The organism is Flavobacterium labens (assembly GCF_048286755.1).
Lineage (GTDB): Bacteria > Bacteroidota > Bacteroidia > Flavobacteriales > Flavobacteriaceae > Flavobacterium.
Genome location: NZ_JBLVPL010000003.1, coordinates 115,325 through 137,719 on the forward strand (window position 1 = coordinate 115,325; position 22,395 = coordinate 137,719).

A 22,395-nucleotide genomic window follows, 5' to 3' on the forward strand; every position below is an offset into this window, starting at 1 on the left:
TTATGGATTCTAAAATAAAAGTATTAAACGATAAAATTGCCGAAGCTCATTTGGGTGGCGGTAAAAAACGTATCGAAAAACAACATTCGAATAAAAAACTAACCGCTAGAGAACGCGTCAATTATTTGATGGACGAAGGTTCTTTTGAAGAAATAGGGATGTTGGTGACGCACCGAACGTCTGATTTTGGAATGGAAAAAGAACTGTATTATGGCGATGGAGTCATCACAGGATATGGAACTATAAACGGAAGATTAGTTTATATTTTCGCTCAGGATTTTACGGTTTTTGGAGGTTCTTTATCTGAAACCCATGCTGAGAAAATCTGTAAAGTTATGGATATGGCAGTCAAAATGGGAGCGCCCATGATTGGACTAAATGATTCTGGTGGAGCACGTATTCAGGAAGGTGTTCGTTCTTTGGGTGGTTACGCTGATATTTTTTATAGAAACGTACAAGCCTCTGGAGTTATTCCACAGATTTCTGCAATTATGGGACCCTGCGCCGGTGGAGCCGTTTATTCTCCTGCAATGACTGATTTTACGATGATGGTTGAAGATACCAGTTACATGTTCGTAACAGGTCCGAATGTGGTGAAAACTGTAACCAATGAAACCGTAACTTCGGAGGAATTGGGTGGTGCAAGTACGCATTCAACTAAATCTGGTGTGGCGCACATTACTTCTACTAATGATGTGGAGTGTCTGGAAGATTTGAAGCGCTTGTTGAGTTATTTACCACAAAGCAACAAAGAAAAAGCACATAATTTACCTTATGAACTAAATGATGAAGTTCGTACCAAATTAGCGACCATTATTCCGGATAATCCAAACAAACCGTACGATATGCACGAGGTGATTGGTGGAATTATTGACGAAGATTCCTTTTTTGAAATTCATAAAAATTATGCCGAAAATATCTTGGTGGGTTTTGCTCGATTGGGAGGAAAAAGCATTGGAATTATAGCTAACCAACCGATGATTTTAGCGGGTTGTCTCGATGTTAACAGTTCAAAAAAAGCGGCTCGATTTACTCGTTTTTGTGATTGTTTTAATATTCCGTTATTAGTTTTAGTGGATGTACCAGGATTTTTACCGGGAACGGATCAAGAATGGAACGGAATTATCGTTCACGGAGCGAAATTGTTATACGCTTTAAGTGAAGCAACTGTGCCAAGAGTGACTGTAATTACACGTAAAGCCTATGGTGGTGCATATGATGTAATGAACTCGAAACACATCGGTGCCGATATGAATTTTGCTTGGCCAACTGCTGAAATTGCCGTGATGGGAGCCAAAGGAGCCTCAGAAATTATCTTCAAGAAAGAAATTAACGAAGCCGAAGATCATGAAGCGAAACTCTTGGAAAAAGAAGCGGAATACGCCGATTTGTTTGCGAATCCTTATACAGCAGCACAACGTGGTTTTGTAGATGAGGTAATCTTACCGCAAGACACAAGACGTAAATTGATAAAAGCTTTTAGTATGCTCGAAAATAAAGAAAGCATTACTCCTAATAGAAAACATGGAAACATTCCTTTGTAGCATTTTACAAGAATTGAAAAACCACCTGATGAAGGTGGTTTTTTTATTATGATGTTTCTAATACAAATCGAAACCCAATCCCGTGTAAATTTTCTATTGCGATTCCTTTTTCATTAATCAAAATTTTGCGCAAGCGAGAAATAAAAACATCCAGGCTGCGTCCCATAAAATAATCGTCGTCGCCCCAAAGTGAAGTTAGGATTTGTTCCCGTTTCAGAACTGTATTTTTATTGTCCAGAAATAATTTCAAGAGTTCGGATTCGCGTTGCGTGAGGGATATTTTTTCGTTTTCGTTGTATAAAATAAAATTTTTGGTGTCAAATTGGTATTTTCCAATTTCATAAATCGATTTATCAGCAGTATTGTTTTTATGGGAACGTTTCAGGAAAACCTCTATTTTTAGGATTAATTCTTCAATACTGAAAGGCTTTACAAGATAATCATCGGCGCCCAAACGCAATCCTTTGATGCGATCTTCCTTTAAGGTTTTTGCCGAAAGGAATATAATAGGAATATCAATATTAACCTTTCTAATTTCAGTTGCTAATTCGAATCCGTCCATTTTTGGCATCATAATATCCAGAATGCAAATGTCGAAATCGCCTTTTTTGAAAATTTCCATACCTGTTTTTCCATCGCAACAATGTGTCACTTCATAATGGTTTTGCTCCAAATTATCTTTGGTAAGGAATGCTAATGTCGCATCGTCTTCGGCATAAAGAATTCTGGAAGTACTCATTATTTATTTGGAATTAAAATGGTTAGGGTAATGCCTTTTTCGAGATTATTGGTGGCGTTAATTTTCCAATGATGTAAATTACAAATCTTCTTTACGTAATACAAACCCAATCCAAAACCATTGACTTCATTACTTTTCTCACTTGGAATTCGGTAAAACTTATCGAATATGAAAGAGAGGTTTTTGTTGGGAATTCCGATTCCATTATCAATAAATTCAAGCTTTAGCACGTGATTTTCTTTTGATAATCGGATGACAATTTCGGGTTTGCCATTACAGTATTTTGCGGCATTGTCTAGGAGATTGTAAACCAAATTATTGAAATGAAAGGAGTCTGCAATTATTGTATAATCAGACGAATCTGATTTGATTGTTGTTGTAACTTCAGGATATTTTAGTTTGATATTTTCAATAGCATTTTCAATTATCGGAACTATCGCAATGTTTTCTGTATTCAATTCCAAAGGAGAATAATCGGATTTGGCTATTGTCAAAATCTTTTCAATATGCAGGTTTAGTTTATTGCTTTGATTGATAATAATTTCAGCGTAGGTGTAGAGTTTTTTATCCTTTTTGATGGGGTCTTGCTTGATTAAATAATTGGAAGCAATCAAAATTGATGATAACGGCGTCTTGAATTCATGCGTCATATTATTAATAAAATCCCGTTGCAAGTCGGAATATTTTTTTTGCTGTAAAAGCGTAAAAATCGAATAAACATAAATCAGTAAAATTAGGATTAACACCATTGAAAGTACAAACCAAAAACGTAATGAACTAAACAAATAAGTGGTTTCATTGGGGAACCGAATGGCAAAATAATATACTAAATTTTTATGTTTTGGGAAATAAATAGATTGTTTTCCTTTTGATTTGTCCGATAAAGAAATATAGTTTCCATACACCATTTCATCGCTTTGGCAATTGTACATAGCATATTCAAAATCGGTAGTGAGATTCATTTTCTTGAATTCAGATTTTAAATAGAATTCTAAAATTTCGGGTTCAAAATCATTATCAATATTCACTACATAATAATCATTTGATATTTTTTTTACCGGATTTTCTGTGGGTAAATCGTGGTTGGTACCTTGATATAATTTTTTGGCAACCTCAAGTAAGGCGATATGTGTTTTTTGGCTGAATTTTTTTTCCTCAATAGTAAAAGCTTCTTTGGTCCAAAGGAGTTGTGCCACCAGAATACCAACGATGGCAATGATTCCAAGAATAATGATACTATTGAGTTTGTTTATTTTCAAGTAAAAATGAGTTTAGAAAGTGTAATATTAATCAAAATTACATTCAAATATAACCATTAACAAGTCGTTAACAAACATTTGAAACCGCTTAACAGGAAGTGAAAATTTTCTAATCTACTTTTGGTATGTTCAAATGAAATAATCTATTATTTAACTATTATAAAAATCAAATTATGAAAATTATTAAAATTTCAATGTTGGCATTAACTCTAGGATTAATGTCATTTTCAGCTATCGCCCCAGCAAATGCTTTGACGTCAAAAGTTTCGTCTGTTGCTTCGTCCATTTTATGGAAAAGTGAAAGTATAGATGTTGGTCAAATTCCTCAAAACACGCCAAAAGCCATTAATTATGAATTTAAAAACACAGGAAAAACTACATTAATAATCACCAGCGTCAAAGGTTCTTGCGGTTGTACGGCAACAGATTATACCAAAACGCCAATTCTTCCAGGAAAATCAGGAAAGGTTACCGCAACATACAATGCAGCTAATAAAGGTGCTTTTACAAAAACAGTTACAGTTACAACAAATGTTGAAACAACACCAAAAGTATTGACACTTAAAGGAATTGTTATTTAGGTTTTAAAAGTTATTTATAATGTTGAAAACTCGATTTGTCTTAGATAAATCGAGTTTTTTTGTAGTTGAATCTGAATTTGTCTTTGATTGTAATGTGATGGTTTTTAGATAAATCATTTTTAAATAAAATGTTTATCTTTCCTTTTTTAAATTAAAAAAATGAAATACAACAGATGTGGAAAAAGTGGTTTGTTACTGCCACAAATTTCTTTAGGATTATGGCACAACTTCGGTTCGGTGGATAATTTTGAAAATGGAGAGAACATTGTCAAAGCCGCTTTTGATAAAGGAATTACCCATTTTGATTTGGCCAATAATTATGGTCCAGTTCCGGGTTCAGCTGAAACTAATTTTGGGGAAATACTGAAAAATAATTTTCAAGGAAACCTGCGTGATGAAATCGTGATTACGACCAAAGCTGGTTACACCATGTGGAACGGTCCTTATGGTGACTGGGGTTCCCGAAAATATTTGTTATCGAGTTTAGACCAGAGCTTGAAGCGTATGAATTTAGAATATGTAGATATTTTTTATTCGCATCGTTTTGATCCGGAAACGCCTTTGGAGGAAACCATGATGGCTTTGGATTATGCCGTACAGAGCGGAAAAGCATTGTATGCAGGAATTTCGAATTATAATGCAGAACAAACTAAGGAAGCTACTGAAATCTTGAAACGATTGGGAACACCTTGCTTGATCCATCAGGTGAAATATTCGATGTTTGTGCGAGAACCTGAAGCGGGTTTATTAGATGTTCTCGAAGAAAAAGGAGTGGGGTGTATTGCTTTCTCTCCTTTGGCACAAGGACTTTTAACGGACAAATACTTGAAAGGGATTCCGGAAAATTCAAGAGCTTCTAATCCAAATGGTCATTTAAAAACAGATGATGTTTCGGCGGAAAGAATTCAAAAAATCATCCAACTGAATACTATCGCGCAACAGAGAAACCAATCATTGGTACAAATGGCTTTGGCTTGGCTATTAAAAGACAACCGAATCACTTCTGTTTTGATTGGAGCCAGTTCCGTAGGTCAATTAAATAATAATATTGAAAGTTTACAAAATCTGGATTTCTCCACATCCGAATTATTGGAAATTGGAAATATTTTGGGATAATTTGAAAAATTTGAACAAAAGTAGAAATATAGATTTTGAAGACCCAAAAACCAAGGTTTAGTCGCTTTTGCAAAAGTATAGTGTTGATAAATAAACCTTTATTATAATGAATTCCATCGGTTTAAACGGATGGAATTTTTTTTTATAATAAAAAAGGCTAACTTGCGCTACAGAAAAAAAGTGATATATCTTACAAAATGCGTGGTGCATTTTAGTTCTACTTCTTTTTATTCGAGTTTATTCCATGAAGAGATTGATTAATTTAAATACGTATTCTAAACTACTTTTGTTGATAATTTCGACAAGTATTTTCTTTTTTCTAATTTACATCTCGCTTTATCTTTATACCGTTCAAGAAGAAAGTAATTTTTACAAAACTACTTATAATCAGTACGATAAGGAAGTTAAGTCCTTGTTTAGACTTAACTCTAAAACGGCAACAGCCACTATTATTGATGTTACCTATTGGAATGAGTTGGTTCATTTTACAAAAACAAAAGATGAAAAGTGGTATAATAAATATATATTAAGTGAATTTGAATCGTATGAAGCTGATTATATTGGTATTTACGGTTTAGATAAAAAAATAATCAATAAAACAGTTTCTTCTAAGATTAAAAGCTTTGATTTTATCCCAAAAGAGATGATGGCTATTCTTTATAAGTCTAAACTTAAAAGATTTTATATAAAAATTCCAGAAGGTATTGTTGAAGTTTTTGGAGCAACCATTCACCCTTCTAATGATCCTAAAAAGAATAAAACCAAGCCTTCCGGATATTTTTTTACGGCAAGACTTTTAGATGAATCTTTTTTGAATACTTTAGGGAACATAAGCAGCTCAAAAGTTTACTTGGCTTCAAACGATTATGTAATTGCAAATGAAGACGATTTTGTTACTGTTGGCTTAGATCTAAAAGATTGGAAAAATGAAGATGTAGTCAGATTACTTTTTAAAAGACCTTTCAATTTAAATTACAGGAACACAAAAGAGATTCTTTTTATTGTTGTTCTGGTTTCCTTGATAAACATTTTTGTCTACGTTTATTATACTAAAAGATGGGTTTATAATCCATTAAAGTTAATTAAAAGCATTCTGGAAACGGGTAATACAAATTCAATAAATAGTTTAAAAAGGTCCGATGGAGAGTTTGGATACATTGGAAACCTATTTGAAGAAAACAGCAATCAACGGAAACAACTAGAAATTTCCAAGCAAAAAGCAGAAGAAAGTGATACCTTAAAATCCTCTTTTTTGGCTAATTTATCACATGAAATCAGAACACCCATGAATGCTATAATGGGATTTAGTGATTTACTGCATGATACAAATTTAGAAGAAAAGGAGAGGTTAGAATATTTGAAAATTATAAAAAACAGTGGTAGCAGTCTGGTTTCAATTATTGAAGACCTTATCGAAATGTCTAAGATTGATGCAAAACAAATTATGCCTAATTATAAAGGATTAGATGTAGAAAAGTGTATCACAGAATTGTATAATTCCATCAAGATTACGATTCCTAAAGACAAAGAAATTCAATTTTATATTCTTGAAAATCCAGAGAAACTTCAAGGGAATATTCTAACAGATGAAACAAAACTGAAACAGATTATCGTTAATTTAATCACTAATGCGTTAAAATTTACTGATAGAGGTTTTGTTGCTTTTGGATATTCAATAAACAACGAAAAAGAAGTTTTAGAATTTAAGATAGAAGATTCAGGTATGGGAATCAGCGAAAATTATTTAAAAGTAATTTTTGATAGGTTTAGAAGAATTGAAGGTGATGGATCTGTGGAATTATCTGGATTAGGATTGGGTTTATCAATTACAAAAGCTTACGTAGAAATGTTGGGCGGAGAGATATCAGTGCGCTCTACAATTGGGTTAGGTTCAGTTTTTTTATTTACTATACCATTAAAATTTGATCAAACGAAAAAAGCAATAAAACCCAAAAAAGTAAAATCTTTTTACAGGAACTATGATAATGAAATTATTTTAGTCGCAGAAGATGATACCATTAATTTTATGCTGTTGAAAAAAATTATTGAATCAAGAAATCATACCGTTCTAAGAGCTAAAAACGGACAAGAAGCTGTAGATATTTGTACAGAAAATCCAAACATTACTTTGGTGTTTATGGATATAAAAATGCCTATTTTAGACGGCTATCAAGCTTTCGAAAAAATAAAAGAAATAAAACCAGAACTTCCAGTTATTGCCCAAACTGCTTATGCCTCATTTGAAGATAAAGAAAAAATGATGCAATTTGGTTTTATGGACTGTATTACAAAACCATTGGATAAGGAAAAAGTATTCGAAATGTTGGATACTGTTTTTATGGGAATTAATAAATAAAGTTTAGGGTATTTAAACTTGTATACTTTTGATTGTGCTCTCTTTGCTGATTTCTAATGTTTTCGAAATTTTTAGAATCTGACTTCTTTCACTCTTGCGATTTTTTAAACTTTTCCTCTCATTTATAGCTGTATTTTTACTAGATTTAAAACATTACTAAGCGTGCGTGAATCGTTAATCAATGTTTGAAATGATTTAGAACTGCTGCTTAATTTTCTAACATTTATATTTCAAAGAATTTAAATTACAAACACATGGTTTTTAAATCGATAAATCCGTTTACACAACTAATTATAGCTGAACACGAGGTATTGACGAATGCGCAATTGAATCAAAAACTGCAATTATCTGAGCGAGCATTTAAAAATTGGAGGCAAACCACATTTGGGCAAAGAGCTGATATGATGAAAAAGTTAGCTAACATTCTGAGGGAAAACAAAGCAGCGTTAGGATTGTTAATAACCAATGAGATGGGTAAAGTGCTATCTGAAAGTATTTCTGAAGTAGAAAAGTCAGCTGGAAACTGTGATTTTTATGCTGAAAATGCTGAAAAAATGCTGAAAGATGAATATTATGATACTCCTTTCAAAAGCATGTCAGTTTATGATCCAATGGGAGCTGTTTTTGCAATAATGCCTTGGAATTATCCTTTTTGGCAAGTGCTGCGTTATGCGGCTCCGGCAATTATGGCTGGTAATGTGACTCTTTTAAAACATGCGCCAAACGTTATTGGTTGTGCTAAAGCTATTGAGAACGCGTTTTTGGAAGCTGGTTTTCCTAATGGTATTTTTCAACAAATTACAATTGATATTCCTCAGGTCGAAAGTGTAATTGCATCAGATATTGTTCATGGAGTTACTTTGACCGGAAGTGAAATGGCGGGTTCATCTGTAGCTTCATTGGCAGGAAAGCATATCAAGAAATCTGTTTTGGAATTGGGAGGCTCAGATGCTTTTATAGTTTTGCATGATGCAAATCTTGAAAAAGCGGCAACTGTTGCGACGCAATCAAGAATGCTAAATGCAGGTCAGGCTTGTATTTGTGCCAAACGATTTATTGTTACAGAGAAAGTAGCGGATGAATTTACGTCGCTTTTTACTCAAAAAATAAAATTATTGCAACAAGGAAATCCATTACAGGAAGGAATTAATATGGGACCGCTGGCTCGGCTTGATTTAGCGGAGAAATTAGCAAATCAATTGGATAAATCACTGCAACAAGGAGCAAAATTAATAGTAGGCGGGGAATGGGAAAATTGTAATTTTCAACCAACGCTAATTGATTTTGTTGATTCAAATAATATTGCTTTTCAGGAAGAAACATTTGGACCGCTAGCAACTATTATTAGAGCTAAGGATGAAAATAATGCTATAATTATTGCCAATAATCATAGATATGGATTGGCTTCTGCAATTTGGACTGAAGACCGTGAAAATGCGTACAGACTAGCACGAAAAATAGAAGCGGGAAATGTGTTTGTGAATTCATTAGTACGATCAGATTCCAGAGTTCCATTTGGAGGGATTAAAAAATCAGGTTACGGAAGAGAATTAGGTACAATAGGAATCAAAGAATTTATGAATATGAAATCATTGATTATAGAATAATTGTATTTAGGACATATTATAATAAAGAATCGAGAACAGTAATTGTGTGTATACAAATCTGTCCTCGATTTTTTTATTCAATCTATTTCTATTTATGAAAGGTCAATCTATAAATTTGTTACTTGATTTGCCTTTTTATTAATAGGTATAAATGACCGCCTTTAAATCTTTTGGTTTATTGGAAAGAATAACAATAAATTGAGATCCTTTGAGCGCGGCATTTTGTTTTAATCGTTTCTCACCGTTATCAGAAAACGATAATGGAGATTCTCCTTTCGTTCCTTCGTAAAAACTGGTAATCATGCCAGATTCTTTCAATCCAATAGTTTGGTGTTTTTTTAGTATAATAACTTTTTTATAATCTGATTTTCCATTCAGTTGAATTTTTTCAGATAAGATTTTAGAATCACTTATTGATTTTTGGTTCAATTGTGCCACTGCATATTGACTGATTGTCTTTTCTTCAGCGCTTTGAGGTAAAGTGTAGTACACTAAATTATTTGCTGTTTTAATAAAGTTTATATTAATTGTTTCTCCATCATGTTTGATAATTTGATGTGTTTGCGCAATTAATGATGTGGTAAATAAAATAGTGAAGGCTATAAATAAATTTTTCATGTGTTTAGATAATAGTAAAGGTGTATGATCCCATTTTTAAATTGGGACATATATTAATAATGTTTTTATTAAAAAATAAGGACTATATAATTTCTGGCGGAGGAGTGAAATTTTTTAAAGCAAACTCTTTGACTACAAATAAATCGAAAGAATTAATTCGGGTTTTATTAAGAGAGTAATATTCGAAACAATTAAAAATTTCAATTGAATCAATAAAAAGTAGTTTTAGTTTACTCTCTACATTGTTTTCTTCAGTATTGTTTTCGGTTAGTTCATAAAAATCGTATTGCTTCTCATGAATAAGTATTGAAAGTTTGTCACTTACCCAAATTATGGAAAAAGTGAGGAATACAAGTAAAAAGGAGATTTTAAGTACTAAACGAAACATGTTTTAAATGTACTAAAAAAGGAATCTTTACACAATTAAAATTTTCATAAAATAAGTGTTAATAATAATGGGATGTAGTTTTTTATAAGTGTTGATTCAGTTGCTTTTTCAATGTGGTGTAAATTGTATTTTTAAAGATGAAATTGTTGGATATAGATTTCTTAGTTAAAAAAAATCAATGAAGTTGTGTTTTTTTTTTAATCATATTAAAAAAATTTAAGTGTATTTATTATTGGGGGTATGTGTATTTTTTTTTATAAAAATCACGTTAAAAAATGATTTTAAAATTTTATTTTAGATATTTATCTTAAAAAAATAGGGGGTGTTGTGTAAAAACTCATTATTGAATTTTTAAAATTGATACTTTAAAATACGGAATATCCATTATTTTTTATTCATTTTTCGTTATTAATAATTCTTCTCAAAACAAGGCAAAAAAGTGCCAAATAGTAATTCAAGTGAAATAAAAGTTAATAAATTCGCTTCAGAAACAAGAAAATTTCACATTAAAAAAAGTGCATTTCAAAGCAGTTTTCTTGATTATAAGTATTAGAATTTTTAAACCGTATAAACTAAGACCAAAATAATAACCAAACTAGATTACTAATTAAAACAAATTAAAGATGAAAAAAAACCTAGCTATTTTAGCATTATTGCTAACAACAAGTTTAACTTTCGCACAAGACGCTCCAGTCGCACCTTCAACTACTTTTGCAGGATCTGCTGATGCATATTACAAATATGATTTTTCTGGTGTAGACAACAGTTTGACCAGTTTCACAAATTCTCACAATTCTTTTGAGTTAGGGATGGCCTCTATCGAAGCGTCTCATAAAATGGGGAAAGCATCTGTTTTTGTTGATTTAGGGTTTGGGAACAGAGCTGCTCAATTTGCTTATAATGATGGTGCTTCAACTTTCATGATTAAACAATTGAATTTCACTTACGAGTTTTCAGATAAATTTAAAGTTACTGCAGGTAGTTTTGGAACTCATGTGGGATATGAATTATTGGACGCTGTAGACAATAAAAACTACAGTATGTCTTATGCATTTACGTATGGTCCGTTCTTTAATACCGGAGTAAAAGCGCAATATACCTCTGGAAAATTCACTTTTATGGCTGGGGTTTCAAATCCAACAGATTTCAAAACAACAATTGAAGCGGGTTCAAGCCAAAAAACGTTCATAGGTCAACTAGGTTATGTTGGTGACACTGGAAGTGCGTATTTCAATGTTACTTCTGGAAGTAGTAATCCTGCTTCTGATGAGAACAAAACACAATTTGATTTTGTAGGTTCGAAAAAAGTGAGTGATTCATTCTCTTTAGGATTCAACGGTACTTATGCAATGACTAACAATGACTTTGATAGTTCTTTGGATGGAGAATGGTTTGCTTTAGTTGGATATGCTAATTTCGCATTGAAAGAATCATTAAGCTTAGCTTACAGATTAGAGTATTTAGATGCCAAAGATGCTACTGCGGGACTTGGTTCACTTGCTGGAACTAGTGTTGTAGGTAATACTTTATCACTAAACTACAAAGTAGGAAACTTGACTATTATTCCTGAGTTCCGTGTTGACACAGCTTCAGAAGATATTTTTACAAATAGTGATGCAGCTCCAAAAGGTTTAACAGCATATGCATTACTGGCGACTACTTATTCGTTCTAGTATTTAAATAATATTTTTTTTTTTGCTGCCAAGATGCTTTCAAGTATTTTGGCAGTTTTTTTTTGTTTAGATTTTACTAGCTACAGCTATTTTTGTAATGCAGCCACAAAAGGTTGAATGATTTATGCATTATTGGTAACAACTTATTTATTCTAGTTATGAAATATATTTTTTGTTGTTAAGGTGTTTTCAAGAATATTGAAAGCTTCTTTGTTTAGATTTCTAAGACAGTGGAGGTCTGTATAATGATAAACTAAGTGAAGATTTTGAGATGTGCTTAAATAGAAAACGGTTCTTTGAAAGATTCAAAAAACCGTTTTTATAGGTGTCGTATTATATGTAAACTACTTATTGTTTTTTATAAATAGAATAAATGGTGTTTCTTGTTTTTTCATCTAATACATCATTAACTTCTGTTTGAATATAATGTAGTTTAAAAGCAGTTATTGCCGCGGGTAGATTTTTAGTGTCATAGCCTATGATTCGCAATCCTTGTTCAACATTAAAATCAATTGGAGCAGTTTCTAAAAACTCATCAGACCAGAGACCAAAACCTTTCTCTGCTAATATTTTCCAGGGAAACAATTGGCTTGGATCTTTTTTTCTGGTTGGTGCAATATCTGCATGACCAATGATGTTTTGAGCAGGAATATTGTAATCTTTTTTTAGCTTCGTTAAAAGTGCCAGTAAGCTATTGATTTGTAATTCAGAAAAAAATTCAGATCCATTGTTGTCTAATTCAATTCCTATGGATGTCGAGTTAATATCGGTATTTCTCCCCCAAGTACCAGCACCTGCATGCCAAGCTCTTAAATAATCATTCAACATTTGGACTACTTTACCGTCATCTGAAATTACATAATGGGAACTCACCTGAGATTCTATTTTAGTGAATGTCTTTAGCGTTTGTTGTAATGAATCCTGTGCAGTATGGTGAATAATAATAAAATTGGGCTTTCTTAAATTAAAATTTACGGTTCCTATCCATTCTGTATTAACGCCGTTTTGCAAAGGCGTAGATCCCATTTTAAAAATAGTGTCTTTATAAGTATGCAACTGTTTTTTGTATAGTGTGTCAATGTTTATTTCTACATGAGGAATAATAGGTAATGGCTGCGGATCTTTATTAGAAATGGTTTCTTTTAATGATTTAAGCTTAGTGTCATAAATTTTCTCACTCTTTTTATAAGGATTTGTTGAGCAGGATGCAGCGATAACTGCTAAAATAAGGTAATAAAAAATTTTTCTCATGTAGGTTTTCATTTAGCAACGGACTAAAATCGATTAATTGGATTTCTTTTTAGATTTCGATTTTTTAGGATTTTTAGCTTCTTCATTCAAAGCAATATATTTTTCCTTTTGGTCTTTGTTTAATAATTCCATTATTTTTCTATCAGTAGTTTCTGAAAGAGCTTTGATATTTTTTATTTTGTCATCTTGGCTAACTTCTGCTTTTATTAGCATGCCTTGTGTTTTTATGCTTTCGGTCAATATGTTAGAGATTGCAATAACCTGAAGCTCATCAAGAGTGAGTTCCGGTTTTATGCGCTCTATGATTTTTCCAACCGTTACTTCAACAGGAATTTCTTTTGGTTTGTCCTGGGCTCTGGATTGATCCATAGCACTATTCATTCTGCGATTACTTCCATAACCATTGCCATAACCGTTTCCGTATCCGCCATAACCGTATTGTGCAGAAATTATATTTGTAGATAATAATACAAATGCGATGATAAGTAGTGATTGAAATGGTTTCATATTTAGTTTTTAAAATGGATTAAAATCGTCTTAAGAAATTATGCAGGTTCTCCGTACAAATCAAATTCTGTTGCTTCAATAATTTTTATCATTACAAACTCACCCGTTTTTACATAATGTTTTGATGCGTCAATCAAGACTTCATTATCTACATCCGGACTGTCAAATTCAGTTCTTCCTACAAAATGTCCACCTTCTTTTCTGTCGATGATACATTTGAATGTTTGTCCCACTTTTTCTTGGTTTAAATCCCAAGAAATTTGCGACTGTAGTTCCATAATTTCGTTTGCACGTTCTTGTTTTACGTTGTCTGGAACATCATCTTCCAGTGCGTAAGCATGCGTATTTTCTTCATGAGAATAAGCAAAACAGCCCATTCTGTCAAACTTCATTTCTTGAACAAAATCTTTCAATATGTTGAAATCTTCTTGTGTTTCACCTGGATATCCTACAATCAAGGTCGTACGAATAGCCATTCCGGGAACAGCAGCGCGGAAATCTTTCAATAATTTTGTTGTTTTTGCTTGAGTTGTTCCACGACGCATTGATTTCAAGATAGAATCTGAAATGTGTTGCAATGGAATGTCAATATAATTACAAATCTTAGGCTCGCGCTTCATGATTTCCAAAACATCCATTGGGAAACCGGTAGGGAAGGCATAGTGCAAACGAATCCATTCTATTCCTTCTACTTTTACTAACGCTTCTAGTAATTCACCAAGATTTCTCTTTTTATAAAGATCCAACCCATAATAAGTCAAATCTTGAGCAATCAAAATCAATTCTTTCACGCCATTTTTAGCTAAACCTTCCGCTTCTTTTACTAATTTTTCAATAGTTTGAGAAACATTTTTTCCTCGCATTAACGGAATCGCACAAAAGCTGCAAGGTCTGTCGCAACCCTCTGAAATTTTTAAATACGCATAATTTTTTGGGGTCGTAGTCAATCGTTCTCCCAATAATTCATGCTTATAATCCGCTCCTAAAGCTTTCAATAATTGTGGTAATTCTGTAGTACCAAAAAACTGATCTACATTTGGTATTTCTTTTTCTAAATCTGGTCTGTAACGTTCAGATAAACATCCGGTAACGAATACTTTATCTACCAATCCTCTTTCTTTCTTGTCAGCATATTCCAAAATCATATTTACTGATTCTGCTTTAGCATTATCAATAAATCCACAAGTATTTATTACAATAATATTTCCCTCTTCTGCTTCCGGAGCTTCGTGCGTAACGTCTTTTCCGCTTGCGCGAAGTTGTCCCATTAGCACTTCACTGTCATACACATTTTTCGAACACCCTAGAGTGATTACGTTGATTTTATTCTTTTTTAAAGACTTAGTTCTCATAACATTAGAATCCCGATAATTTGGGAATTTTGCAAAATTACAATTTTTATTTTTAGGACCATAAATCTTTGTGCTTTTTATGGAGCTATTCCTGCTGTACGTTACAATCTCCCGAAAAAACGGGAGGATTTCTCTCGACGCTTCGGGACCATCAGGGCTAAAAAAAAATCCGTTCCATGATAACGAAACGGATTTTAAATTTTATTTTTCGGATTGATTACAATTCAAATAGTAATGTTACTGAAAGATTGTTGTTTATGGCCTGAATACTGGCACCATCTGTAAATCCTTGATTAAAAAAACCTTGTTGTGAGTTTCTCTTGGCATAAGAATACGCTAAATCTACTTTGGTAGAGCCAAAATTGTATCCTAAACCTGCTGAATATCCGGTTAAATCTCCTATTGTTACAGCGTTTTTATAAGGACTTTGTTCGTAACGATATCCTGCTCTTAGGCTCAAAGCTTCAATTTTATACTCAGCACCTATTCTTAGTTCGCCAGTAGTGTCTAAGATTGAATTCATATCGCTGTTTAAATCATTAAAATAAGGATCGTTTTCAGGTTTAAATTTAGTGTTGCTATAATCCTTAATAGCATAATCAACGCTTATTAAGCCAGATTTTCCAAAAACATAAGCAAAACTTCCCGTTAGTTTGCTTGGTGTTTGTAATTTATAAGGTTCGTAAATATTAACAACCTGAGGATTTACTACGTCATTAGTATCGTCAGCATTTGTTGCACTGCTTACTGCAACCAGTCTTTGAGACAGCTCATCATTTAATTTATACCAAGTAGATGATTCGTAAGCCAGACCTAAACGAATCTCGTCAGAAATCTTAGAAATCGCTCCCAATTGAAATGAGAATCCTGTTCCGTAAGTGTATAGGTCGTTTTCAAAACTCAATCGGGTTACAGTGTAGTCATTAGTTAGTGGTGCATCGTTATCTTCGTAAAAAGTAGACGATTTGTGAAAGTCAGTAAAATGTGAGTTCAAATTCAGTCCAATGTATAACTTGTCATTATATGATGTTGCTGCATTAAAAGATAATTTTCCGTTATATCCCGTGGTATAAACGGAATTTTCTTGATAATAATTACCTCCAGCAGGAACATTCGAGGTGTAAGGAGAATTATTATTATTTCCATCAACGGCATCAATAATAAAACCTTGGTATCCTAAAAATGCTTGTTGCGCTGCAAATCCATTTAAATTTGGATACTGGTTATTAGGGAGATTGCTTCCTAAAAATGAATATAAGTTTGAAATAGATTCTCCGGGATTTGTATTTACAAATTCTTGAGGTACTGGAGCTCCATTATTAGAATTGTTGGCGTAGCTTAAAAAATAATCACCTATGGAATTATTTGGGTTGGTTCCGGCAGAAAAAAATCCGTTGTCAAAATTAGTAATGTTTTCGTAATTAACGCCCAATGAAATCTTTTTCCAATTGCTGTTTGTGTTTCTGTTATTAAAAACGAAAACGGCGCCCGCTTGGTTCAAATCAAACGAATTGTTTTTTTCGCTTGATGTGCTGCCAAAATAATTAGACTTGTTTTTTGTGTCAAAATTACTTAAGGTAAGAGCTATTTGGTTGTTTGTAAATACTGCAGAACCCGCAGGATTTACATTTATAGATGATAAATCACCACCAAGAGCTCCAAAAGCACCACTCATAGCTCTAAATCGAGCTGTCCCGTTCAGGTTGTCCTGTGCATAACGCATGGCATCTGATATTTCTTGTGATTGTGCAACGCTTGCAGTGAAGCCTAAGGCTAATAAAAATATATATTTTTTCATTTTTAATTCGTAGGTTTTAATTTAATATCAAAATTGGAAGGTGTATAGAGGTTATTATCCTCTTCCGCCTCTTCCTCCACCACCTGATGATCTTCCGCCACCACCAGAATTCCCGGAACTATTTGAGCTAGGGCTGTATGATCTTGAATTGTTGTCATTCCTTGAACTTGGAGTGTAGGATCTTTCAGGTCTGTTGTTTTCGTTTCGAGTGCTATTCGTGTTCGATCTTCTGCTAGGTGTACTATTGGAATTGTTTTGATATTGTCCTTGATTTCTTGAAAATGTTGGGCTTGTTCTATTGAATCCGTTTGTAGTACTTCTACTTCTTAAATCAGTATTTGTATTTGCTCTGTAATTTGAATTGTTTCTACGGCTAACGGTATTGCTGTGGTTTCTAGAGTAATTTGCTGAATTTCGGGTGCTGTAATTTCTATCACTACTTGTGTTAGTAGTGTAGGAGGAACCTCTTCTGCTTGCGTTATAGGAATAGGCTCTGTTATCGTAGTAATTAGGGTATCCCCAATTATTGCCATACCAGTTATTCCAGCCCCAATTGTTTCCATACCAACTATTCCAACCCCAATTATTTCCGTACCAATTATTCCATCCAAAACCAACGTTCAATCCCCATCCATAACCGGCATTCCATCCCCAGTTATTTCCATACCAATTATTCATTCCCCATCCGTTGTCGTAAATGTTTACACTTACAGTTTGAGGATTACTGCCCCATCCCGGATAGTTTTTGTAGTCTTGCAGGCTGTCGTTTTCTATGTTATAATCATTGTAACTATCTGCATCTGTGAAAATTTCCACAGGTTGGTTATTGTTCTGTAAAGACCCGAAGTAGTCTTTGTATTGATTGTTTGGAGCATTTTGCGTCTCTACTTCAACAGCTCTTTTTGGAGCGTTACCATATATTCCATCAGAATCATAGTAAGAACTGTTTTGGTACGAGCCACAGGATGTCAACAGGACGCTCAAAAATCCAACAAAGTAATATATTGTTGGGTTTCGGAAGGAAAGAGTACTAGTTTTCATATATATGGAGTTTTTATTGTTGCACATTACAAAAATAGTTAGTTTTGCTGAACTATTTACTTAAAATTATTAATGCAAAATTTGTGCCAAACTATTCAGTATGAGTAAGAACTTAACTACAAGATCAGAAGATTATTCAAAATGGTATAACGAGTTGGTTGTCAAAGCCGATTTAGCCGAAAATTCAGGAGTTAGAGGCTGTATGGTTATCAAACCTTACGGATATGCGATATGGGAAAAAATGCAAGCTGAATTAGATCGAATGTTTAAAGAAACAGGGCATCAAAATGCCTATTTTCCACTATTTGTTCCTAAAAGCATGTTTGAAGCTGAAGAAAAAAATGCGGAAGGATTTGCTAAAGAATGTGCAATTGTAACTCATTATAGATTAAAAAATGATCCGGATAGGCCAGGGAAACTTATGGTTGATCCTAATGCAAAATTAGAAGAAGAATTAATAGTTCGTCCTACAAGCGAAGCTATTATTTGGTCTACTTACAAAGGATGGGTTCAGTCTTACAGAGATTTGCCTTTGTTGATTAATCAATGGGCGAATGTGGTGCGTTGGGAAATGAGAACTAGATTGTTTTTGCGAACAGCAGAGTTTTTATGGCAAGAAGGGCATACTGCTCATTCAACAAAAGCAGAAGCAGTTGAAGAATCAGAAAAAATGATGAATGTATATGCTGATTTTGCTGAGAATTTCATGGCAATTCCAGTTATAAAAGGAATCAAAACCGAAACAGAACGTTTTGCCGGAGCTGAGGAGACCTATTGTATCGAAGCTTTGATGCAAGATGGAAAAGCGTTGCAAGCTGGGACTTCACACTTTTTAGGTCAGAATTTTGCTAAAGCGTTTGATGTTAAATTTGCAAATGCCGAAGGAAAGCAAGAATATGTTTGGGGAACTTCTTGGGGTGTTTCTACTCGTTTAATGGGTGCATTAGTAATGACGCATTCAGATGATCAGGGATTGGTGTTGCCTCCTAGTTTAGCGCCTATTCAGGTAGTGATTGTTCCTATTTATAAAACAGACGAACAATTGGCTGCTATAACTGCTGAGGTTAATGTTTTGACAGCGGCTTTACGAAAATTACACATTTCAGTAAAATTTGATGACAGAACCACTCAGAAGCCTGGTTTTAAATTCGCAGAATGGGAATTAAAAGGTGTGCCTGTTAGAATTGCCGTAGGTCCAAAAGATTTAGAAAATGGAACTTTTGAGGTGGCAAGAAGAGATACTTTGACTAAAGAAGTAGTTTCTAAAGATGGAATTACAACTTATGTAAGTGATTTATTAGAGCAAATTCAAAAAGAATTGTTCGAAAAAGCATTAAATTATAGAAATACGCATATTACTGAAGTAAATAGTTTTGAAGAATTTAAAGAGGTTTTAGATACTAAAGGAGGTTTTGTATCAGCACATTGGGACGGAACTGCAGCAACTGAAGAGAAGATTAAAGACCTGACTAAAGCTACCATCAGATGTATTCCTTTAGACAGGGTAGAAGAGGCGGGAAGCTGTGTTTTTACTGGGGAAAGCTCAGCGGGTAGAGTGTTATTTGCGAAGGCGTATTAAAAAAAAATAATTTTTTTTGCATGTACTATTGTACGTTTCAAAAATAGTTGTATTTTTGCATCCGCATTAGAGAAGCAGGGCCCGTTCGTCTATCGGTTAGGACGCATGGTTTTCATCCATGTAAGAGCGGTTCGATTCCGCTACGGGCTACTATTTTTATTGCATGTTAAAGTTTTCCTGAACTTAGAAGGAATAATGGCCCGTTCGTCTATCGGTTAGGACGCATGGTTTTCATCCATGTAAGAGCGGTTCGATTCCGCTACGGGCTACAATTTCAATTTATATTGATAAAAACTTAGGAGGATAAGGTCCGTTCGTCTAGGGGTTAGGACGCCAAGATTTCGTCTTGGTAACAGGGGTTCGATTCCCTTACGGACTACAATTAGTTGTAAATAAGTTTTGTAAAACAGAGGTTGGTGTCTCCAATCGTTGTTTTATTAGTTAAAACCAAAGTGATTGATTAACAATTGTGGGAGGTTTTTCTTTTTTAACTAATAGTTTATAACAATTATTACAATTAAAAAAAAATAAAGTAAAATGGCAAATCATAAATCAGCTCTAAAAAGAATTAGAAGTAACGAAAAGAAAAGAGTATTAAACAGATACCAACATAAAACTACTCGTAATGCAATCAAAGCATTAAGAATTGCTACTGATAAAACTGATGCTACATCTAAATTATCAAGTGTAATTTCTATGATTGATAAATTAGCTAAGAAAAATATCATTCATGATAATAAAGCTTCTAATTTAAAATCTAAATTAACTAAGCACGTTGCTAAATTGTAATCAATACAATTGTTAAGATATAAAAAAAGCTCTCATTTTATGAGAGCTTTTTTTATATCTTAAAATTTTTCTATTCCATCTTGTTCTTTAAGTATTCAAGCATTGAACGTGTAATTGGTTTAGATAAGAAGTCAATTACCATTGGGTATTGTTTTGTTTTTTCTAAGTCTTCAGGATCTATGGTTGAGGATAGTACAACGACTTTAATAGTGTTGAATTCTGAAAATTCCGGGCTATTGAAATGATCCAAAAATTCCCATCCACCCATTACAGGCATATTCAAATCTAAAAAAATTAATTGCGGATGTTTGTTTGGTTTGTTTTTGGCATATCTGAAGGTGTTGAAGTAGCTTAGTGCTTCTTCGCCATTTTGAGCTGTTATTATTTCATTAGAAAACGATGATTTGATTATTACTTTTTTACATAGCATAAGTGTTATCGGGTCGTCATCAATACATAAAATTTGATCTAACATTATTGTCTGTTTTTAAATGTTAATGTAAATGTAGTTCCTTTATTTACTTCACTTTCAATTTCGATTGTACCTCCCATCGTTTCAACTTGTGATTTTACTAAATAGAGACCCAGTCCTTTGCTGTCAGGGTAATTATGAAAACGTTGATAAAGCCCAAATACTTTATCTCTATTTCTTTCTAAATCGATACCTATTCCGTTGTCTTTAAATATTAATACCACAGTATCGTCCATTTCTTGGGTGGTAATAGTTATTTTGAGTTTTCTGCTCTCGGATTTGTATTTTATTGCATTTGTTAAAAGATTCAATAATATGCTTTCTATATATGCTTTATTGATGTTTATAATAGAAACTTTTTCGAAATTCAGTTTTATGATTGGTTTGTATAATTCGATTTGAAAAATAAGCTGGTTAAAAACATTTTCAAAGATTTCTTTTATTAAAACAGCTTCTTTTTGAATCGAAGGATTGTCTTTTATGATAATAACTTTTACTAAATCATTGATTGTGTCATTTAATAAATGAGTAGATTTATTAAAGCCGTTTAGGATTTCTTTTAATTCTTGGTTTTCAATAGGGATGTCTTCCAATAGATTTAGCAATCCGGTTAAATTTGATAATGGAGCCCTCAGGTTGTGCGACGTAATATATGAAAACTGCTTTAAGTCTTTATTGTTTTGAGTTAATTCCCTAATAAGTTGTTCTTTTTCTTTTTCTTGCTTTTTTTCATCGGTTATGTCTCTTTGAATCGATATCCAGTGAGAAAGTTCATTCTCAGCATTATAAATTGGTATCATGGAGAAACGAACCCAATATTCTTCTCTTTTTTTGTTTAGGCTGATTGTTTCTATAAGACATTCCTGTTTGTTCTTGATGGAGCTTAACAGTTTTTCAAGTTCGTTAATATCGGAATTTGTACTATTGAAAGGATCTGCAGGTTTTCCGGAAATTTCTTCAAAATCATATCCTGACATAGAAGAAAAAGCAGGGTTGGCATAAATGACGTTAGGGATTTTTTCGTCAAAGGAATTGGCTTCGGTAATGATAATTGAATCTTTTGATTGTGTAAATACGGTTTCTAGTAATTTAAGTCTTTGCTCTTCTTCTTTTTGTTTTGTGATGTCTTGTATAGCACCAATCATTCTGATGGCTTTTCCATTATCATCTTTTAAGAGAAAGCCTCTGTCTAAAACGTATTTATAGGAGTTATTAGCGCATTTAAAGCGATATTGATCCTGCCAGTTTTCGGTTTTTTGTTCTATAAATGAATAGAGTCTGATGGACATCTTAATGCTGTCTTCTGGGTGAATTTTATCAAACCACCATTTTGAACTATTACCAACTTCATCTTCAGTATAGCCAAAAACATTTTCAATTCCTTTATTCCAAGAAAAGCTGTCTTCTTGTATTTTCCAGTCCCAAATTGTATCGCTGGTCGCTTTAGCTACAATATCGTATTTTTCATTCGACTCTTTGATTTCGTTATTTGTATTTTTAAGTTTTTCGAAAATGGATATATTTCGGTTGTCGTTTTTTGATAAAATAAGTTTAAAAATTATTCCAGTCAAAATTATAAATAAGATGTCTTTAGTAAAAGTGTAAAATTGATGGTTTGAATCAGAAATATATTGCGCTAATAATTTATGACTAACAATGGCTACAAACATTGAAATTAGAATGTAGATGATGATTACTTGATTGGTTTTGCTTTTCATTACTCAA

Annotated in this window: 18 protein-coding genes and 3 tRNA genes; 11 read left to right on the plus strand and 10 right to left on the minus strand. The window is 33.0% G+C overall.

The window, feature by feature from the left end:
• Nucleotides 1–2 precede the first annotated feature (2 nt).
• Nucleotides 3–1,544 carry an acyl-CoA carboxylase subunit beta gene (locus tag ACNQF8_RS09430; RefSeq protein WP_417952308.1) on the plus strand — a complete coding sequence of 514 codons (1,542 nt, stop codon included), beginning with the start codon at nt 3–5 and terminating at the stop codon, nt 1,542–1,544.
• Nucleotides 1,545–1,590: 46 nt separating this feature from the next.
• Here ACNQF8_RS09430 and ACNQF8_RS09435 read toward each other — a convergent pair whose 3' ends face one another.
• Together ACNQF8_RS09435 and ACNQF8_RS09440 are read right to left on the minus strand one after the other, a co-directional pair.
• Nucleotides 1,591–2,283: a response regulator transcription factor gene (locus ACNQF8_RS09435; RefSeq protein WP_417952307.1), complete on the minus strand. Its 693-nt coding sequence runs from the start codon at nt 2,281–2,283 to the stop codon at nt 1,591–1,593.
• A complete protein-coding gene (locus ACNQF8_RS09440) occupies nt 2,283–3,542 on the minus strand; it encodes a sensor histidine kinase (RefSeq protein ID WP_315210309.1) in 1,260 nt (419 codons plus the stop codon). The genes ACNQF8_RS09435 and ACNQF8_RS09440 overlap by 1 nt, the downstream gene beginning before the upstream one ends.
• A gap of 173 nt (nt 3,543–3,715) precedes the next feature.
• Here ACNQF8_RS09440 and ACNQF8_RS09445 point away from each other — a divergent pair, with 173 nt between their 5' ends.
• The 4 genes from ACNQF8_RS09445 to ACNQF8_RS09460 all read left to right on the plus strand — a co-directional run bounded on the left by ACNQF8_RS09445 (nt 3,716) and on the right by ACNQF8_RS09460 (nt 9,202).
• Nucleotides 3,716–4,123, plus strand: a complete 408-nt coding sequence (locus ACNQF8_RS09445) for a DUF1573 domain-containing protein (protein ID WP_315210313.1) — start codon at nt 3,716–3,718, stop codon at nt 4,121–4,123.
• Between the two features lie 159 nt (nt 4,124–4,282).
• Nucleotides 4,283–5,239 (plus strand): aldo/keto reductase, encoded by a 957-nt coding sequence (locus ACNQF8_RS09450; RefSeq protein WP_417953350.1) that lies wholly within the window; start codon nt 4,283–4,285, stop codon nt 5,237–5,239.
• A gap of 289 nt (nt 5,240–5,528) precedes the next feature.
• Complete coding sequence (locus ACNQF8_RS09455) at nt 5,529–7,595, plus strand: response regulator (protein ID WP_417983496.1); 2,067 nt, start codon at nt 5,529–5,531, stop codon at nt 7,593–7,595.
• Between the two features lie 254 nt (nt 7,596–7,849).
• On the plus strand, nt 7,850–9,202 hold the full coding sequence (locus tag ACNQF8_RS09460; protein ID WP_417953349.1) for an NAD-dependent succinate-semialdehyde dehydrogenase: 1,353 nt from the start codon (nt 7,850–7,852) through the stop codon (nt 9,200–9,202).
• Nucleotides 9,203–9,340: 138 nt separating this feature from the next.
• Here ACNQF8_RS09460 and ACNQF8_RS09465 read toward each other — a convergent pair whose 3' ends face one another.
• A complete protein-coding gene (locus tag ACNQF8_RS09465) occupies nt 9,341–9,820 on the minus strand; it encodes a hypothetical protein (protein ID WP_417953348.1) in 480 nt (159 codons plus the stop codon).
• Between the two features lie 1,011 nt (nt 9,821–10,831).
• Here ACNQF8_RS09465 and ACNQF8_RS09470 point away from each other — a divergent pair.
• Complete coding sequence (locus ACNQF8_RS09470; RefSeq protein ID WP_417952301.1) at nt 10,832–11,881, plus strand: outer membrane beta-barrel protein; 1,050 nt, start codon at nt 10,832–10,834, stop codon at nt 11,879–11,881.
• A 348-nt stretch (nt 11,882–12,229) separates the two neighbouring features.
• Here the strand turns inward: ACNQF8_RS09470 and ACNQF8_RS09475 are convergent, their stop codons facing one another.
• The 5 genes from ACNQF8_RS09475 to ACNQF8_RS09495 all read right to left on the minus strand — a co-directional run bounded on the left by ACNQF8_RS09475 (nt 12,230) and on the right by ACNQF8_RS09495 (nt 17,830).
• Complete coding sequence (locus tag ACNQF8_RS09475; RefSeq protein WP_417952300.1) at nt 12,230–13,132, minus strand: N-acetylmuramoyl-L-alanine amidase; 903 nt, start codon at nt 13,130–13,132, stop codon at nt 12,230–12,232.
• Nucleotides 13,133–13,165: 33 nt separating this feature from the next.
• Nucleotides 13,166–13,639, minus strand: a complete 474-nt coding sequence (locus ACNQF8_RS09480; protein ID WP_417953347.1) for a hypothetical protein — start codon at nt 13,637–13,639, stop codon at nt 13,166–13,168.
• A 38-nt stretch (nt 13,640–13,677) separates the two neighbouring features.
• The gene (rimO, locus tag ACNQF8_RS09485; protein ID WP_315210357.1) at nt 13,678–14,991 is read right to left on the minus strand and encodes a 30S ribosomal protein S12 methylthiotransferase RimO; all 1,314 of its coding nucleotides are present in this window, start codon (nt 14,989–14,991) and stop codon (nt 13,678–13,680) included.
• Nucleotides 14,992–15,208: 217 nt separating this feature from the next.
• Nucleotides 15,209–16,789 (minus strand): OmpP1/FadL family transporter, encoded by a 1,581-nt coding sequence (locus ACNQF8_RS09490; protein WP_417952298.1) that lies wholly within the window; start codon nt 16,787–16,789, stop codon nt 15,209–15,211.
• 54 nt (nt 16,790–16,843) lie between these two features.
• Nucleotides 16,844–17,830, minus strand: coding sequence for a hypothetical protein (locus ACNQF8_RS09495; RefSeq protein ID WP_417953346.1), 987 nt, complete (start codon nt 17,828–17,830; stop codon nt 16,844–16,846).
• A gap of 100 nt (nt 17,831–17,930) precedes the next feature.
• Here ACNQF8_RS09495 and proS point away from each other — a divergent pair, with 100 nt between their 5' ends.
• The 5 genes from proS to rpsT all read left to right on the plus strand — a co-directional run bounded on the left by proS (nt 17,931) and on the right by rpsT (nt 20,198).
• Entirely contained in the window at nt 17,931–19,409 is a 1,479-nt protein-coding gene (gene proS / locus ACNQF8_RS09500) for a proline--tRNA ligase (protein ID WP_417952296.1), read from the plus strand.
• A 78-nt stretch (nt 19,410–19,487) separates the two neighbouring features.
• A tRNA-Glu gene (locus ACNQF8_RS09505) sits at nt 19,488–19,559 on the plus strand.
• A gap of 47 nt (nt 19,560–19,606) precedes the next feature.
• Nucleotides 19,607–19,678: transfer RNA gene (locus ACNQF8_RS09510), tRNA-Glu, on the plus strand.
• A gap of 38 nt (nt 19,679–19,716) precedes the next feature.
• Nucleotides 19,717–19,788, plus strand: a tRNA-Glu gene (locus ACNQF8_RS09515).
• A gap of 158 nt (nt 19,789–19,946) precedes the next feature.
• Nucleotides 19,947–20,198 (plus strand): 30S ribosomal protein S20, encoded by a 252-nt coding sequence (rpsT, locus tag ACNQF8_RS09520; RefSeq protein WP_417952295.1) that lies wholly within the window; start codon nt 19,947–19,949, stop codon nt 20,196–20,198.
• Nucleotides 20,199–20,268: 70 nt separating this feature from the next.
• Here the strand turns inward: rpsT and ACNQF8_RS09525 are convergent, their stop codons facing one another.
• Both ACNQF8_RS09525 and ACNQF8_RS09530 read right to left on the minus strand, forming a co-directional pair.
• The gene (locus tag ACNQF8_RS09525; RefSeq protein ID WP_417952294.1) at nt 20,269–20,673 is read right to left on the minus strand and encodes a response regulator; all 405 of its coding nucleotides are present in this window, start codon (nt 20,671–20,673) and stop codon (nt 20,269–20,271) included.
• Complete coding sequence (locus tag ACNQF8_RS09530) at nt 20,673–22,388, minus strand: PAS domain-containing sensor histidine kinase (protein WP_417953345.1); 1,716 nt, start codon at nt 22,386–22,388, stop codon at nt 20,673–20,675. Before ACNQF8_RS09530 ends, ACNQF8_RS09525 begins: the two co-directional genes overlap by 1 nt.
• Between the last annotated feature and the right edge of the window lie 7 nt (nt 22,389–22,395).

What these genes read in the sequence shown, in the direction of transcription:
- ACNQF8_RS09445 (WP_315210313.1), top strand. Translation starts at nt 3,716, where the DNA reads ATGAAAATTATTAAAATTTCAATGTTGGCATTAACTCTAGGATTAATG.
- ACNQF8_RS09530 (WP_417953345.1), bottom strand. Translation starts at nt 22,388, where the DNA reads ATGAAAAGCAAAACCAATCAAGTAATCATCATCTACATTCTAATTTCA.
- ACNQF8_RS09495 (WP_417953346.1), bottom strand. Translation starts at nt 17,830, where the DNA reads ATGAAAACTAGTACTCTTTCCTTCCGAAACCCAACAATATATTACTTT.
- ACNQF8_RS09465 (WP_417953348.1), bottom strand. Translation starts at nt 9,820, where the DNA reads ATGAAAAATTTATTTATAGCCTTCACTATTTTATTTACCACATCATTA.
- ACNQF8_RS09435 (WP_417952307.1), bottom strand. Translation starts at nt 2,283, where the DNA reads ATGAGTACTTCCAGAATTCTTTATGCCGAAGACGATGCGACATTAGCA.
- rpsT (WP_417952295.1), top strand. Translation starts at nt 19,947, where the DNA reads ATGGCAAATCATAAATCAGCTCTAAAAAGAATTAGAAGTAACGAAAAG.
- ACNQF8_RS09450 (WP_417953350.1), top strand. Translation starts at nt 4,283, where the DNA reads ATGAAATACAACAGATGTGGAAAAAGTGGTTTGTTACTGCCACAAATT.
- ACNQF8_RS09460 (WP_417953349.1), top strand. Translation starts at nt 7,850, where the DNA reads ATGGTTTTTAAATCGATAAATCCGTTTACACAACTAATTATAGCTGAA.
- proS (WP_417952296.1), top strand. Translation starts at nt 17,931, where the DNA reads ATGAGTAAGAACTTAACTACAAGATCAGAAGATTATTCAAAATGGTAT.
- ACNQF8_RS09525 (WP_417952294.1), bottom strand. Translation starts at nt 20,673, where the DNA reads ATGTTAGATCAAATTTTATGTATTGATGACGACCCGATAACACTTATG.
- ACNQF8_RS09480 (WP_417953347.1), bottom strand. Translation starts at nt 13,639, where the DNA reads ATGAAACCATTTCAATCACTACTTATCATCGCATTTGTATTATTATCT.
- ACNQF8_RS09430 (WP_417952308.1), top strand. Translation starts at nt 3, where the DNA reads ATGGATTCTAAAATAAAAGTATTAAACGATAAAATTGCCGAAGCTCAT.
- ACNQF8_RS09470 (WP_417952301.1), top strand. Translation starts at nt 10,832, where the DNA reads ATGAAAAAAAACCTAGCTATTTTAGCATTATTGCTAACAACAAGTTTA.
- rimO (WP_315210357.1), bottom strand. Translation starts at nt 14,991, where the DNA reads ATGAGAACTAAGTCTTTAAAAAAGAATAAAATCAACGTAATCACTCTA.
- ACNQF8_RS09490 (WP_417952298.1), bottom strand. Translation starts at nt 16,789, where the DNA reads ATGAAAAAATATATATTTTTATTAGCCTTAGGCTTCACTGCAAGCGTT.
- ACNQF8_RS09475 (WP_417952300.1), bottom strand. Translation starts at nt 13,132, where the DNA reads ATGAGAAAAATTTTTTATTACCTTATTTTAGCAGTTATCGCTGCATCC.